We start from the raw sequence: 15166 nt of genomic DNA on the forward strand, positions 1-15166 counted from the left end.
GAAAACTGCCCGGGAAGGCAACAAGGGCAAACCGGTCTCTCCGATCGCGCTGGAGGCGGTCAGGCGCCTCGATGCGCTGTTCGAGATCGAGCGCGCCATCAACGGCCGCGACGCCGACGAGCGGCGCGCCGTGCGCCAGGAAAAGAGCAAGCCGCTTCTCGAGGACATGCACGCCTGGTTGTTGCGCGAGCGCGAAACCCTCTCGCGCTCCTCCGAGGTCCTGAAGCCTATGAACTACATGCTCAGGCGCTGGGACGACTTCGGCCGCTTCCTCGACGATGGCAGGATCTGCTTGACCAACAATTGCGCTGAGCGCGCATTGAGAGGCATCGCCTTGGGAAGGCGCAACTGGACCTTCGCTGGTAGCCAGCGTGGCGCCGACCGTGCCGCCATCATGCTGACGATGATCACGACCTGTCGCCTCAACGAGGTCGATCCCAAGGCCTGGCTCGCCGACGTCCTCGCCCGTATCGCCGATCTTTCCACATCGCATCTGCACGAACTGCTGCCCTGGGAATGGAAGCTCCTGGGCCAAGCCGGCAAGCCCGCCGGTCAACAGGCCGCCTGACCTTCACGCAACGCCATCATAGAGCTCGCCGGGCCCGCGCGCACGCGTCAATCGGGCGGTCTTCATCGTATGTGTACTCTAAGAGTGATAAGCGATGTGGTCGATAATTATACGAATCGCCACGTATAGTATCATTGCAATTCATCCGTCGCTTACCTGCTTACCTTGCAGATGTTTACGACACCGCTACCCAGCGTCGGCAGAGAACAAATTAGGCCTGCAGTCCGACATTCATAAGAGCTTTCGCGGTTTCGATAGAATAGACAACATCCTCCGTGATCCGCTGCTTGGCGCCTTTGATCCAGCCCTGAAGAACGCCGATCTGATCAGGTGCTGAACACGTTGAGGAGACTTCCTTGAAGAACTCTGTCAACTGTGTCGATTCGATTTGAATGCGCTCCCGGCAGTGCCAATAGGCCTCAGAGTACTTTTTCACAAACTCGTTGTGCGCTCCTATGGCATGCTTCGTGAAGTCCTGAAATGCGCCGGCTGCAATGCCGATGTCATCGTTGATTCCGGTTTCTTTCGTCATGGCCATCTCCTGTGTCGTTATATATGGACGAGACGACGCCTGAGCAGAGCTCCCGCGTGTCTCCTATGATCACTAATTGGCGCGTCTGCACTCTGGCCCACGATTGTGAGGCCGCTATTGTCCTTCAGCTCGACCGAACAAGCAACGTGCCACAAGCGATCCTGAGGGGGTGCCGTCGACGAACAGGAAAAACATGTGTTTGATGCAGCGCTCCCGTAGCCCTGATCCGCGGCGTCGGAGTCTGGACATTGTAAGTTTCACACCGGACAGGGCAGAGTGCGGCAGGAATAAAGGGGAATGGCAGTTCGCACTAAACAGCGACGAAGATGGATCGGGAGCATTGCCAATCGTTCCAATGCTCTAAGTCTGCTCAACTAGCATTCTCGCACAGCACGTTGCTTGGCGCATGTCCCATCGCTCGACGCTCAGCGACAGCAGATAGTGGCGGCAAAAGTGTCGTGCAGTCCGAACAACCGGCCGATGGTAGACTGACGATGCTATGCGTGTCGATCAGTACGACGGAACCAGTCGGCTTCACGGAGGCGACGTTCGACCCAATGAGCGGTAATCGCGCGTATTCCGCTTATTCTTGGCTTGCTCCTCACCGCGATAAACCTTCGCTGGCCATTGACCGGGACCTTGGATTGGGCCGAGAACAGTACGAGCCGGAATTACCCCACCAAAACTAAGAGGCGACGGCGTCTCGTATGCAGCTAATATTTGCCAGGGCTCGGAAAGACAAAAACGTTCGCCCGAGCGCTCGCGACTAGGGGACAGGGATGATCACGCCGGTTCGGCGGGACTGGAGTCCAAAAGAATTGTTCAGCGCTCTTACACCGACGATGTTCAGCGCCGAACCATCAACCATACGCGCACGTTGGGATAAATTGTGGCCTGATCTATACACGGAGTATGACGCCCGGCATTTGAAACAAGAACTTGCCGCTAGAAATCTTATCGCGACCGATGAAGCTGCGGCATTCCTCAGCGCCTGGGCGATTGATGAAGAGCGTCACACCAATGGCTTCATCCGTATCATTGAACTTGTCGCGAACGGATCCGAAAAGGATCTTCGCGAGAGATTGGGCGCTCGATCGCATGATTTTGGTCCGATCACCGAATACCTGAAGGACGAATTCTCCTTGTTGGTTATGATTGCGTTTGACGAAATGTGCACTTGCCGCGCCTACGCAGCAGAAAAGCCGTTTTACGACGCTCTCGGAAACAACACGTTTCATCATTGGCTGCGGCAGGTAATTGCCGACGAAGCAGTTCATTCGATGAACGCTGTTAATGTCATTCGCGCGCGCTATCGCGACCGCATGGGGCAAGTCGGCGCAATGCTCGATAGCCTAATCCGCGGGTGCGAGAATCTACGCTATTCCGGCACCTTCGTCCTGGACTACTTCGGCGCAGCGTACTCCAAGGAGCTTCTCGCCAACTCTCGCCTCGCGATCATGAGAAACATCGCCAAGCCACTCCCGGCATAGAACGAGACAGTAAAAGCGAGGGGATTTGATCCGGCGTCATATCGCGGCTCAATTCGTCTTTCTCTGTAAGTTGCCATTCTGGAAGTTTGCGCCAAATGTCGTGCGCTTTCCTGCGCCGCTATCTCGTACCCTCGGGGTTTGCGATCAGCGCCTGGACGCGCTACCGCGCTACCGCGCTCGATCCCTCGCAATTCGAGATTTTTGCCATGCCGAAACCGGACGTCGAGCTCGGGCAGCTCGAGTGCGCCATCGACGAGGTGGTCGCCAATATTGCACACAATTCCCCGCAGGCAGAGGATCTCGAGCGGGTCAAGACACAGCTGATCGCGCGAGCAATCTATGCCCACGACAACCCGGAAGAGCTCGCGACCTGGTATGGCGGCGGGCTGACGACCGGATTGAGCATCGACGACGTCCGAGGCTGGTCGGACGGCATCCGCGCCGTACGGGCGGAGCAGCAAAACAACTGCGCTCACAATTCTCGCACCAGCGGCGCAATCGCACATTAACCGCTTGCCGATCATTGCTAATCTCTGACTGCTGGCCCGAGCGGCGATTCCAGGCCCTAGAGTCTTCGCAGAGCTAGAGTTTGCTCCTGTCGGCGCACTCCGAGGCAGAGAAGCAGAAGCTATGAAGTCGACGCTTCTTGTTTCCGCTTCTTACTCGATTTGCCAGCGAATATCTGCTTTAGCCGCCTTGCGCGTTACAGGCGTGCTGAGCTGGCGTGACCGTCGCGAACTGGCGTTATGTTTTGTGGCGTCACGCGTGCCGGCCCCATGGCGATGATCAGCGGCGGCCCATCGTGGCAATGGCAGACAACAATAATGGCGGGTCGGCTCGACCGCGCTGCCTGGGATGCCACCTGATCGGCCGCATTGTGGCTGACCCATCCCGATCGATTGTATGCACGACTAAAATATCACTTTCGACGTGTCGCGGGACGAACGGGCTACTCTCCGAGCGATCAACCTCCGTCCCGCTAGGTGCAAGCACGCGGGGTGGTCGATGACGCCCGTGCGCAAAGTGAGGATCCCTAATTGAGATAGTCATCAGGCTCGCCGATCAAGCAACTGCAGAAGGCCCGTCGGACGCCGCTTCCCGCCGTCGAACGGATCAACAGAGTCAAGGTTCTGGGGCCGAGCTCTCAGCTTGGCACTCTGGCATTCGAATGTGCAGCGAGGCTTTAAACAGGCCGATGCTCCATACTTTTCTGCTCGCTCGCCGCTTCGCCTGCTGGATAAGACGGCCGTCATGATTGTCGAGTTTGACGATCGACTGGGTAACAACACCGTGCGACCCAACGCGCGAAACGCGTCATGCGCACCGGCGCGGAACCACCTCGGTCTTGCCTGCGTCAAGCCCCACTTTTCTCTCGTTACGTGAGATTCGAGTTACACGCTGATCAAAGATCAGAAGAAATGTGCATGACGGTGATCGCGATCATCAGCGCGTATGGTCGACTGTTTGACGAATTTGTCCTTCAGCTCTTCATAAACCTCACGTGAAGCGCAATCACGAGAGATTAGCTGCTGTCATCGACCTGCATCGTCGTTGCAATCAAAGAGCCCCGATGGCTGGGCATTGGAAAACCTCGTCGATTGTGCCGCTCTTGTATCGAAGATACAATTGCCCCTTCTTTCCGCCATGTTCGCATCGAAAGCAGAGACTCGCCGATTGCGCACGTCGCGCGCGGCAATAGCGAGTGTCTCAGGAGAATTCCATGGTGAAGCCGGTTGTGATTGTAGTGGGCGCAGACAAAGGAGGCGTCGGCAAGACGACCGTGTCACGAACGCTTCTGGACTACTTCAACGTCAATAACGTGCAAACACGCGCATTCGACACGGAGTCGCCGAGGGGAACGCTGAAGCGTTTCTATCCCGCAATCACCGAGATCGTCGATATGACGACGACGGCGGACCAGATGAAGATCTTCGATACCCTGAACTCAGGGCTATCCGTCACCGTCATCGATGCTCGCGCCGGCTTACTATCCACAGCACTGGCCTCCTTGCGCGACATCGGCTTTTTGGATTCGGCGCGGTCCGGCCAGATCACTTTTGCCGTATTCCATATTTTGGGATCATCCATCGCTTCGCTGGACGAGATCGCCGAGACCGCGACCTTCATGGCCGGCGCAAAGTACTATCTGGTGAAGAACTTCATCAACGACACTCAATTCTTCCAGTGGGACCAGTCGACCTATAATTCCTATTTTCACCGCATCAAGCATGCGACCGAGTTGACCATCCCGAAGCTCAACGAGATGGCCTATGAGCAGGTCGAAGTCGCTTCTGTCCCATTCGTAGATTTTGTCGCAAACAAGGGGCGGAACGATGAGCCGGCGAACAATTCCTTCGTTCTGCGCGGCTATGTACGGCACTGGCTGGCAAATGTCTGGAGCGAGTTTGATCGCATCAACTTGACCGAATTGGCCGGCGCCAAGTCAGCGACTCGGAGCGGCGAGAAGTAGTCGCATTATCGGCGAGCGACGGGTTGAGCCGAGGGACGAAGCGAGATTGATCTGCTGGCTATGTTAGCGACTCCTATCTACATCATCTGCTCCCCTAGCCCGCAGGTCGGCAAAACTCTCGTCGCTCGCCTCGTGAGCGAGTACTTGCTGCTGAAAAATGGTACGGCGCTCTCCTTCGATGTAAATCTGAAGGAGCCGTCATTGCTCGATTATCTCCCCAACATCACGGAGACCGCAGATGTAATTGACACTTACGGTAAGATGCAACTGATGGACCCGCTGATCATACACGATCGGGTAGCCAAGGTGATCGACCTCGGCTTCCACGCCTTCGACGAGTTCTTCAAGATGTGCGAGGAGATCGGCTTCATCAAGGAAACAGCACGCTGCTATGTCGCGCCTGTCATCCTCTTCGTCGCGGGCGCTGACCGCCATTCCTTCCGTGGTTATGAAATGCTGCGGCGACAGATTCCACCGGCGGCGCTGGTCACCGTCCACAATGAATTCGTGCTGCGCGGAGGACTACCTGAAACGATGGATTGCGAGCGAGTGCTCCGGATTTCCGCTCTGCCGTTGTTTCTAAAGAGATATGTCGATCGACTGAGCTTTTCCTTCACCGGGTATCTGCGTGACGAAAAGGACTGGACCACCGAACTGCATCAGTGGATCCGACGAAACTACACCATGTTTCGTGATTTGGAGTCGAGCGTGATGCAGCGATGGTCCTATCGATCTCGCGCAACGAATGTCGAGAGCCTACGAGGCACAAGAGCAACTGAGGGACCGGCTCACTATCCATTTCGCTATCAGAGATGAACGAGTGAGATTCGATACAGAATGCTCGCCTGGTCGAGCAGCCGAGAGAAGTATTTCTCGTGATCGTCCGCACGCACCAAGCGACCGAGACCTGCCGGCAACTCATTCGCTCGACGAACCTTCCAGATTCGCTCCTCGATAAGGATCGATAGCCGCCTGAGATTGCGCGCGGCTGGCCGGATCGACGGCTCCCGCTCGAGGGCGCTTCACAGCTCGAGGCCGAATCTTTCGAGGACCTGGTGCATAACCGGGCCCTTGATCTCGAGGGCGATCTCTTTGCGAATCTGGGCGCCAAGCACTCGCTCTGCATCGGCATCGCCCGTCAGACCATTCTCGGCCAGTCGCCGATCCAAGCGGGTTTGGAATTCATCGCCCATCGCGTCGACGAGCCGCCTCTCCATTGCAGCATAGTCTTCGGGTGCGATACGCCTCAACACGCTATCCCATGGGTGCCAACGCGTTGCCAGGTAGTCCGGAAATTCCGCTGCCTCCTGATTGCGCACCGACGCCTCGGCCCTGGCAGTATCGTCCTCGGTTACGTTAGAGACATTCAAGAAGCGCATGTCCGGAGCGATGTGCAGCAGCTGCAGCGGGTCGCGCAGCTGGGTCTGGTAGGCAAGGTAGACCTCGATCTCGTCGACGTAGGCGTCAGGATCGGCACGACGAAGCGAGTTGACCGTCTCGCGTGCGATCCCGTCCAGCGCCTCCAGCCGAAACAGGACACGGCCCTGCTGGAGCAGCTCGGCCAACCGCCCGTCATAGACGCCGTCTTCAACGTCAGCGTTCAGCCGTGCGCTCTGCATGCCGTTCCAGGTCAAGGTAACCCGATCTTCGCAGCGCTCGCTCGCTCCCGAGGCCAGCTGGAAAAACTGCTCACGCAAACGCGGCCTGACGGCTGCCTGCCGCAGATCTTCGACGACCGCCTGCCGGAACGCTTCGTTGCCATAGTTCACGGTACCCCGGAGCCTGCCGAGGAAGCGTGCATAGTCCCGCGCACCCGGTTCTTGGGCGAAGCCCTGCCAGGTGGCCGTTATCGAGGGCTCGGCCTCGAGCCAGTCCGCCACAACCTCTTGCAGGGACCGCGGCTGGACTGCCGGCGCGCCTTCGGCGGTCGAGAAAAAGACCTGCGGGCCTGCATAGTCTGCTGCTTGTATCGCTGCCGCCAGGCCGGCCTGCACCAAATCGGGGAGCGGATTATTCTCCAGATTAACGCTAGAATCACGACCTAGATGTGTCAGCAGGGTCTCGGGTACGCTGGTCAGCTGGTTGTTGCTGGCGCCGAGCCATAGCAGGTCGGGTACCGTTTCGGGCAGATTGGTTAGTTCGTTATGGCTAGCGCTGAGCCATTCGAGCCCGTCCGGAAGAGGCTCGGGCAAGTCCGTCAGCTGATTGTAGTCGACGTTCAGGCGCTGGAGCCGGGCTGGAAGGTCGGGCAGATTGGTCAAGCGGTTGCCGCTGGCGTCAAGCTCCTCAAGCGTCGCCGGAAGGCGATCAGGCAGACTGGTTAGCTGATTGTTATCGACCCTCAGGCGCCGCAACCCGGGCGGTAGCTGTGCGGGCAGGTTGGTGAGCCCGTTACTGACGACATAGAGCCGCCGCAGGCCATTTGGAAGCTCGGGCAGGCCGGTCAGCTGGTTATTACTGGCATAGAGGCGCTGGAGACTGGCCGGAAGGTCCCCAGGAAGGCTGTTCAGCTGATTGTCGTCGACATTCAGGCGACGCAGCCCGGCCAGGGTCGGCGTAGGCAAGCCGGTCAGGGACAGGGACGACAGATCTAGGGCCTCATTGACATCGCCTGTGTCCTGCCAAGCCCTCGCACGAGTTACCGCTTCTTGCCGGTCCTCGTGTTGCCCCTGCCCGTCTTCGGCAGCCCGGCTCGTCAAGACCTCGAGCTGCGAGCTGGACGCCTGGCCGGCGGACGCCAGCGCATCCGTCAGGGCTTCGCCCCACTGCGTTGCAGCCGGAGATGCCGGCTCGGAGGTTTCCGAATCGGAAGTTTCGGAAGGAGTGCCTGAGCCAAGCTGCTCTGTATTCATCGCCGTCTCTCCGTGTCCAAATCAAGCGCATCTGCAGCCGCGCTTTAAGCCGTCAGATCTCACCATGGTTGGCGCTGATCGGCTGATGACAAAGCTGGCAGTCATACCGCCCGCGGCTGGCGCGAACACCTGCCGGCCTGCGGGCGAGCAACTGCGACTCACCGCAGCACACCCAAAGCCTCGGTGGTGGATCGCTTGATGGCGCCAGATCTGAGAAAATCAAGCCGGACCCGCCAGCCAGTAAAGACCTTTATGCTATGAGACGTAGCTGTCGATAAGCTGACGGGCTTCGGAGCGACGAACAATGGGGCGCACGGCTGGTCGTCGGCCTCTCGCGACGCTTAGGCGTCGACTGTGGACTGACGAAAAACGGACTTGGATCAACGGAGTTTCTGGCTTGGCAATGTGCTCGCTGGTCACGGCGCCTCCTCAGCGCGGCGCTGAGAGCTGCCGAGTTGCTGCCCTGTGCGCCCGAGGCGAACGCGTCCCTGCTCGCTCAGTTCGCCGCGCTGGTATCTTAGCTAGAAGCCCGCAAGCCCATGTAGCACAGCTCGCGCTTCACTGCGAGGCGGTAGGCCCGGCGGCAATCGGCGAAGGCAGGCTTATGTCTTCCGGGATACGAGCTCTCACCTATTCTGACATCGAAGGCGAGGCTCGAGCCTGCCAGATCGGCTCACCCTGCCGCGATCTCGGACAGCAAAGCCCCGCGCCGGGACGCTTTCTCAGTCGAACAATTGAAGCCGCGCGCCGAAACTGCATCCGTCACTAATTCGTTGGATGTTTCTTAACCTCAAGATCAATGGTAAACGGTACGAGAGGGCCACGGACTTGGTGCGGACGGCCTACGCACCGCGCTTGAAGCGTATAGGCATCCAGAACTGGCGCAGGGCCTCGACGGTTGCTGGAATGTCGCGCCAGGCGTTTTGGACAATGGGCTGCGTTCCCAGCGTGCGCCGGGCCGGAGGTAGCAAGGGCCGACCGGCGTCGTCGATGCAATGGACCAAGATCGGCCGCAGCATAAGGTGTTCGGTTCCGTTCGGGGAGAGAAGCCGCGACCAGACGAGAAGCCGAAGCTTCATGACGGCGTAGAAGCCCATGCACCAGGGCTGCGGGTTGACTTCGCCCTCCGGTGATCGCACGAACAGCGGCTCGAAGCTCTCCGGTCTTGTCGACAGTATCTCACTGATCGCGTTGTGGCGCATCAGCGTGGCAGCGATCGCCGAGAACTCCTCGGTGTCGTGATTGAAGGCGTCGGGATCGACGCCGAGGAGCGGGCACACCCATTCCTCGGATGCCATCGAGACCGGCCCGGCGACGACCGCGGCCACCGCGCCGTCGAGCATGGAGAGCGACGTCGCCTGCGGATGCCGAAGCGTCGGCGACCTGGCGCGCTCGCTGATCCATTGCCCGAGCCGTTCGAACGACATGGCATAGTCCGCCATCGTCGTCTTGCGTGCTTTTCGCGTTCCCCGCCGTTGCTTCGGCTTCGTCATGCCACGGCTCGCTTTTCGGCTTCGCGCGCGGCCTTCCAGTTCCAGGCCAGAAGTTCGTGAAGCTGGTTGGTCTTCGTGGCGCCGCTCACCATGCGATCGAGAACGTCGACGAGATACGCCTCGGGGTCGAGGCCATTCAATTTCGCTGTGTTAAGAAGCGAAGCGAGTACCGCCCAGGTCTCGCCCCCGCCTTCGTCACCACTGAACAACGAGTTCTTTTTTCCGATCGCAATCGGCCTGATCGATCGCTCGACCGTGTTGGTGTCCGGCTCGAGCCGCCCGTCATCCAGGAATGCCGTCAGGCCCTGCCTGCGTTCGAGCATGTAGTCGATCGCCTTGATGAGCGTCGAGCGGCGGGAGATCCCGTCCTTCACCGCGATCAGACGGGTCCTCAACGCCTCCATCAGCGGCTTCGTTTCGGCCTGTCGCGTCGCGCGGCGTTCCCCAGCGTCGAGACCGCGGATCCTCTCCTCGATCGCGTAGACGGCCGCTACGCGCTCGATGACCTCCGCGGCGAAGGGTGAGTTCGTCGTCTTGTGCACCCTCACGAAGTTGCGGCGCGCGTGAACGAGACAATACGCCAGCTGGATCTGGCCCGACATCTTCGCATCACCGGCCAGCGAGGCGTAGGCGGCATAGCCGTCGACTTGCAGCACGCCTTCGAAGCCGGCCAACTGCGCCACGATCTCCTTGCCGCGACCGCCTGCAAACACGTAGGCGACCGCCGGCGGCGCCGGCCCCTTCCACGCCCGATCGTCCGTCGCGTGCGCCCAGAACTGGCAGATCCTCGTGCGGCCGCGTCCCGGATCGAGAACTGGCATCGGCGTCTCGTCGCAGAACAGCCGCTCGAAGCCATGCATGGTCTTCAGTTGCAGATCGTAGAGGCCCCTGACCAGCCACGCCGCGCTCCCCATCCAGCGCGCCAGCGTCTGACGATCGACGACGACACCCTGGCCCGCCAGGATCTGCGTCTGGCGGTAGAGCGTCGATTGCCAGGCATATTTGGCCGCGGCGATATGCGCGATTAGCGCCGTCGTCGCCATGCCGCCCTCGACGAGCCGCGCCGGTGCCCGGGCCTGGACAATCGGGCCCTCACAGGCGCGGCAGGCGTATTTTGGACGGATCGTGCGGAGCACACGCAGCCACGCGGGAACCCGATCGAGCGCTTCGCTGCTCTCCTCGCCGATCCGATGCATCTGAGCCGCGCAGCACGGGCACAGCGTGGACGCCGGCTCGATCACCCGCTCGATCCGGGGCAGATGCGCCGGCAGCGCGCCGATGTTGCGCCTCGCTTTGCGCCGCTTCGGTCTCGGCGCGTCCGGTTTGTCGTCATTGGCCGGAGGCTGCGCGCCCGCGGTCCATTCCAGATCGAGCGCGATCTGTTCAGCGCAGACGATTGCCGAGCGCTCCGATCGTGCGCCGAAGATCAGGCTCTTCAACGTGGCGATCTCTGCGCGCAGATCGTCGTTCTCGCCTTCGAAAGCCAGCACCATCTCGGCGAGAGCCGCAGGGTCAGAGGGGAGATCTTCAGGATGAAGCGCCATATCGCAGAGCTACACGAACACACTCGCAATCGCCAGCAAAACAAGACGATTCAGGCAACTTTCGTCGGCCGCTTCGTCACCTTCGGGACCACACGCGACCACTCCGCAAGACCTTCAATCAGCATCGCCAGTTGCGCCCCCGTCACCGGCATCGTACCCTCGCGAACAGGTGGCCAGGCGAAGCCCCCATTCTCGAGCCACTTCGTCGCTAGAACCATTCCCGAGCCGTCAAAAACCAGTAGCTTCAAACGATCCGATCGCTTCGATCGGAAGACATAAACGTCGCCGCTGTAGGCTCGCCGCCTAATCCCTCCGCTACCACCGCGACCAGGCCATGAACGCCTTTGCGAAAGTCAATCGGCTGCGTCGCGAGGAACACACGGACCATTGGACCAAACGAGATCATCGCGTCGACCTCACCGCCGCCAGCACGCGCTCCAGCGTCGCGGCGTCGACGCCGACGGGCACGCGCACCGTCGCGCCCGCGATCATCACCTCGATCCGCTCGGCCGGACTCACCAGAACATGCGCCTTATCGATCGCGTTCGGTTGCGCCTCGACGGCGGCGTCGAGCCTGACTTGCACGAACTGCGGCGCTTCGCTCGACGCGAGCCGCGCCTGGCGCCGCCACACACTGAGCAGTCCCCGGTTGACCCCGTTGCGTCGAGCCAGCTCGGAAATGCTCGTCTCCGGATCGGCGCTCTCGGCCACGATCCGCGCCTTCTCCGCATCGCTCCAACTGCGCCGTCGCCTCTCCCCCGTGATCACCTCGATCCGCTGATAGGAGGCGGCATCATGCCTGTCTTGATGCCTGTCTTGATGCATGGAATGAGCGTCCCTCGCCTTGTCAAATCCACGCGCGAGTCTCGCTCATCCCGTCCACCTAAACGAGGTGGGGTCGTCGTACCGCTATCGATCAATGTAGTAGATCAGCCCCGCGACCGATAAACTCGAGCACCGACTGCGCCTCGTTGATCTCGCTTGAAACGCGCTTCAGTATCCTAATTGCCACCTCTTCCGTCGCGATCAGCCCTGCTCTCTCGCAGGCCAATCCAAACTGATGCATCACCTGTTCGTAGGAAGGCGCAACACGATTCTGCAACAAGCTGATCGCCAATGATGAGAGCATCTGCTCGACGACATCCTTCTCAGCATGGATCAAGAACTACGTCCTTCCGATTGTTTACTCAATTCCGTGACTGTAGACGCCTTCGACCACATCGCAAGAGCGTCGCTGCGTGGGATTGTCGTATTCGACGTAGCCGCATCATGTGTGTTGAAACCGCTAGGAAGAGATTTCTTTGGCCGATTGCCTCGTTTGGTTGGACCACTTCTCCCCTATTCGGAGCTGCGTGGCTTCACTTTGTGTGAGTTGCAGCTCCCCGATGATCTTCGCTATCGCCTCATGACCTACTGCGCCTTGCGGCCATCTACTGAAAGCATTCATCAGGCTCTCCGACTCCGGCTTGGTAAAGTCAAAGAACCGGACACCGCGGCCGAGGACCTCATTGACGATCGCGATCGTGGCTTGGCGAGCGGCGCCCTCCTGCGGCCATCTGTTGAAACCGATCACCAGTCCCCTGAGATCCTGGGCAGTGAAGTCCGAGAGTCCCGTCCTGCGGCCGGCACGGCGAAGGACCTCGTCCGCGAGCACAACGGTCACTTGACCACACGGCAACTCCTCCGGCCAATTGCTGAAGCCGTTCACTAAGTTCGCGAGTCCCTGCTGTGAAAACTCGTAGAGCTGAGTGGCACGCCGCAGACCCTCACGAGCGAGCGCGACCGCTGCTCGGCGAAACGCCGGCTCTCGCGGCCACTTGCTAAAGCCATTCACCAGGTTCGCCAGGCCCTGTTCAGTAAGATCGGGGAGTTGGGCAGCACGCCAAAGTACCTCACCAGCGATCGCAACTGCAGCCTTACGACAGGTCGCATCTTCAGGCCATTTGCAAAACCCGTTCACCAAGTTTGCCAGTCCTTGTTGGCTATAGTGAGGAAGTTGGTCAGCACGGCGCAGGAGCTCACTTGCGATCGCGACTGTGGCTTGACGGGACACTGCCTCATCTGGCCATTTACTGAAGCCATTCACCAAATTTGCCAGATCCTGCTCGCTAAACTCATGAAACCGGGCGACCCGACCAAGAACTTCGCTTGCGATCGCAATCGTGACCTGACCACACGGCAGCTCTTCCGGCCACTTGCTGAAACCGTTCACCAGGATGGCCAATGCCTGCTGAGGAAACTCGCAGAGCCTGCCGGAACGATGCAGAATTTCGAGCGCAAGCGTGGCTGCTGCTTGGCGCGAAGCCGCCTCATCCGGCCACTTGCTGAATCCGTTGACCAGGCTCACCAATCCTTGCTGTGTAAAATCCGAGAGCTGGTGATGGCGGCCTGCGCGCCGAATGACACACCCCGCAATTACAACCGCCGCCTGGCGAAAGTCCGCTTCTTCCGGCCATTTGCTGAAGCCATTTATCAGCGCCGCCAGGCTCAGATTGTTCAACCCTTGAAGCGACCTGCTTTCCTCGCGACAAAACTTAGCTATTCTGATCGCCCCTTTGCGACATTCTGCTCTGTTGGAGTGCCGACCGAATGACGCTGCAAATATGGAAAGGGCTTTTATTCCGATCTTCCCAATCAGCGCATGGTCAAGCAGCGACACGCGAGAAGCTAATCTTTCGCAAACGTCCCGGCCGGCCTGACCTCCGGCTTTTCGGCTCACCGCATTGCATGCCGTGGCATATCCCCACGATCTCCCGGCACGGATGCTTTCCTCGAAATTCGGCAGGAATCTAGATTGAAACTCAAGCGCAGCCTTTTGCAGAAAGATCGGATGATTCGTCTTGCGCAGCTGCTTGTCGCGCGCAACCACCACAGTTGAGAATTCAACGATGTCGCGAGCACGATCGATCTCGCTTAGCGCCGTCGTCAGATTGGCTTGAGCAGACATGGAATCTTCCGAGCTTTCACCGCAGCGCCTTGTCAAGCCACGAGCTCAATGCGACCGGACACCGCTTCTGGCTGAATGTGAACCGCCTATGCAGTTGACGCTTCTCTCGCGAGAACCGGCTATTCACTCGCCGGGCCCTCACTGCACAGCGAGGAATGCGATTGGAGCAGTTGTCAGCGACATCCTGCTGCATGCATCGCTCCATCACCTCATGACATATCGCGACTCCGGTTGTTGCAGCGCGATTGACAACGGCCAGCACGGCATCGCCCCGCCGATCGACCCAAGGCCTTGCCATGGCCCGCAAGCGACAACGTCGGCAATTAGGAAGCCATCCCTGTCCGATCATATTGAACCATTCGACGCCCGCCCAGCCTGCCTTTGTCCTTGCGAGACTACAACCTGACGCAGCGTAGGGTTCAAGCTATTAAATGGTATCGAAGCGTGGCGTTGCACAGCCGACAATCGCGGCGACTACCAATGGGGCGCCACGGTTCGACACGGTTTCGAGTGACATTTACCCACTGAGGTCCCACGCTCGCTCCTGCGCTTCGTTCGATCGAGTCACACCCGGGATATCGCGGTAACGCTCGTTTTATCTATAGAAGAAAACATTGCCGCCATGCCCTTTCCAGGATGTTGATGAGCGCGCGCACCTACTCATAAACATGCCCATTGGGAAAACGATTGTAATGCTCCGACGGCTAGCGACACTGACCATTGTCACGGAAACGGCGAGCGCAATGAAGCCGCAGCGTTTGACACCGCACACGCCGCCGGAGATCAACATCGCTACGTTTCCAGTCGTGAGCCGCTGCTCCGCGTTTGCATGTGACTGCACGCCGATCGCCCCTGTGGAGCGCAGGAATTCCTCAGCCCATACGATCGTAGCGCCGAAAACCCGCAGCAATCCGTAGCAAATTTCGGTCGCACGCCCAGCGTAAGGCGATATCGGTGGATAACAGTCTTGAATACATCGAACCGCTCGCCACATCCGCCAAGCAACGGCGACCAATCGCACAGGCGCAACTCCATCGGCATGAATGCCGACGGAGCGACGACGCAGTGCTGACGTGTACGCTTTGTACTTTCAATGCCTACGTTAATTGCATCTGTGATGACCTCGATTGATGATAGATTAAGTGAGATCAGATGGGTGCGAAACGAGATCTGGCGCTGTCGTCGATTGCTTAAGACGGAACTGCCTCGTGAGGAGAGTGCTGCCGTCGAGAAGCGTCTGCTTGAACAGCTTACCGCCTTTGAACGGCTC

At 59.3% G+C, this 15166-nt stretch carries 12 protein-coding genes and 1 pseudogene; 5 read left to right on the forward strand and 8 right to left on the reverse strand.

Annotated elements, in window-relative coordinates:
• Window positions 1–568 (forward strand): IS66 family transposase (locus tag CI41S_RS11090; RefSeq protein ID WP_139858995.1); only part of this gene is annotated, 568 nt, incomplete at its 5' end.
• Window positions 569–779: 211 nt separating this feature from the next.
• Here CI41S_RS11090 and CI41S_RS11095 read toward each other — a convergent pair.
• Complete coding sequence (locus CI41S_RS11095; protein WP_139858996.1) at window positions 780–1100, reverse strand: hypothetical protein; 321 nt, start codon at window positions 1098–1100, stop codon at window positions 780–782.
• Window positions 1101–1879: 779 nt separating this feature from the next.
• On the opposite strand from CI41S_RS11095, the gene CI41S_RS11100 reads away from it, so the two are divergent.
• From CI41S_RS11100 to CI41S_RS11115, 4 genes are all read left to right on the forward strand, one after another.
• Window positions 1880–2590: a hypothetical protein gene (locus CI41S_RS11100; protein WP_244622143.1), complete on the forward strand. Its 711-nt coding sequence runs from the start codon at window positions 1880–1882 to the stop codon at window positions 2588–2590.
• Between the two features lie 95 nt (window positions 2591–2685).
• Window positions 2686–3099: a peptidase M16 family protein gene (locus CI41S_RS11105; RefSeq protein WP_175607150.1), complete on the forward strand. Its 414-nt coding sequence runs from the start codon at window positions 2686–2688 to the stop codon at window positions 3097–3099.
• Window positions 3100–4310: 1211 nt separating this feature from the next.
• Window positions 4311–5060 carry a P-loop NTPase family protein gene (locus CI41S_RS11110; RefSeq protein WP_139481153.1) on the forward strand — a complete coding sequence of 250 codons (750 nt, stop codon included), beginning with the start codon at window positions 4311–4313 and terminating at the stop codon, window positions 5058–5060.
• A gap of 60 nt (window positions 5061–5120) precedes the next feature.
• On the forward strand, window positions 5121–5876 hold the full coding sequence (locus CI41S_RS11115) for a hypothetical protein (RefSeq protein ID WP_139481154.1): 756 nt from the start codon (window positions 5121–5123) through the stop codon (window positions 5874–5876).
• A 206-nt stretch (window positions 5877–6082) separates the two neighbouring features.
• Here CI41S_RS11115 and CI41S_RS11120 read toward each other — a convergent pair whose 3' ends face one another.
• The 7 genes and pseudogenes from CI41S_RS11120 to CI41S_RS11150 all read right to left on the reverse strand — a co-directional run bounded on the left by CI41S_RS11120 (window position 6083) and on the right by CI41S_RS11150 (window position 13896).
• The gene (locus tag CI41S_RS11120) at window positions 6083–7912 is read right to left on the reverse strand and encodes an NEL-type E3 ubiquitin ligase domain-containing protein (RefSeq protein WP_139858997.1); all 1830 of its coding nucleotides are present in this window, start codon (window positions 7910–7912) and stop codon (window positions 6083–6085) included.
• A gap of 842 nt (window positions 7913–8754) precedes the next feature.
• Window positions 8755–9405 carry a UPF0149 family protein gene (locus CI41S_RS11125; protein ID WP_244622144.1) on the reverse strand — a complete coding sequence of 217 codons (651 nt, stop codon included), beginning with the start codon at window positions 9403–9405 and terminating at the stop codon, window positions 8755–8757.
• Window positions 9402–10949, reverse strand: coding sequence for an IS66 family transposase (tnpC, locus tag CI41S_RS11130; protein ID WP_139858998.1), 1548 nt, complete (start codon window positions 10947–10949; stop codon window positions 9402–9404). The genes CI41S_RS11125 and tnpC overlap by 4 nt, the downstream gene beginning before the upstream one ends.
• A 50-nt stretch (window positions 10950–10999) precedes the next feature.
• Window positions 11000–11355 (reverse strand): annotated as a pseudogene (gene tnpB, locus CI41S_RS11135) (IS66 family insertion sequence element accessory protein TnpB).
• Window positions 11352–11774, reverse strand: a complete 423-nt coding sequence (gene tnpA / locus CI41S_RS11140; protein ID WP_139858999.1) for an IS66-like element accessory protein TnpA — start codon at window positions 11772–11774, stop codon at window positions 11352–11354. Before tnpA ends, tnpB begins: the two are co-directional and overlap by 4 nt.
• A 91-nt stretch (window positions 11775–11865) precedes the next feature.
• Complete coding sequence (locus CI41S_RS11145; RefSeq protein ID WP_244622145.1) at window positions 11866–12111, reverse strand: hypothetical protein; 246 nt, start codon at window positions 12109–12111, stop codon at window positions 11866–11868.
• Between the two features lie 123 nt (window positions 12112–12234).
• Window positions 12235–13896 carry a hypothetical protein gene (locus CI41S_RS11150; RefSeq protein WP_139859000.1) on the reverse strand — a complete coding sequence of 554 codons (1662 nt, stop codon included), beginning with the start codon at window positions 13894–13896 and terminating at the stop codon, window positions 12235–12237.
• Between the last annotated feature and the right edge of the window lie 1270 nt (window positions 13897–15166).

The organism is Bradyrhizobium ivorense, from assembly GCF_900696085.1.
Classification (GTDB): Bacteria; Pseudomonadota; Alphaproteobacteria; order Rhizobiales; family Xanthobacteraceae; genus Bradyrhizobium; species Bradyrhizobium ivorense.

Coding starts and splice junctions, on each gene's coding strand:
- CI41S_RS11120 (WP_139858997.1), bottom strand. CDS start 7,912: ATGAATACAGAGCAGCTTGGCTCAGGCACTCCTTCCGAAACTTCCGAT.
- CI41S_RS11125 (WP_244622144.1), bottom strand. CDS start 9,405: ATGACGAAGCCGAAGCAACGGCGGGGAACGCGAAAAGCACGCAAGACG.
- CI41S_RS11105 (WP_175607150.1), top strand. CDS start 2,686: ATGTCGTGCGCTTTCCTGCGCCGCTATCTCGTACCCTCGGGGTTTGCG.
- CI41S_RS11150 (WP_139859000.1), bottom strand. CDS start 13,896: ATGTCTGCTCAAGCCAATCTGACGACGGCGCTAAGCGAGATCGATCGT.
- CI41S_RS11095 (WP_139858996.1), bottom strand. CDS start 1,100: ATGACGAAAGAAACCGGAATCAACGATGACATCGGCATTGCAGCCGGC.
- CI41S_RS11115 (WP_139481154.1), top strand. CDS start 5,121: ATGTTAGCGACTCCTATCTACATCATCTGCTCCCCTAGCCCGCAGGTC.
- CI41S_RS11110 (WP_139481153.1), top strand. CDS start 4,311: ATGGTGAAGCCGGTTGTGATTGTAGTGGGCGCAGACAAAGGAGGCGTC.
- CI41S_RS11100 (WP_244622143.1), top strand. CDS start 1,880: ATGATCACGCCGGTTCGGCGGGACTGGAGTCCAAAAGAATTGTTCAGC.
- tnpA (WP_139858999.1), bottom strand. CDS start 11,774: ATGCATCAAGACAGGCATCAAGACAGGCATGATGCCGCCTCCTATCAG.
- tnpC (WP_139858998.1), bottom strand. CDS start 10,949: ATGGCGCTTCATCCTGAAGATCTCCCCTCTGACCCTGCGGCTCTCGCC.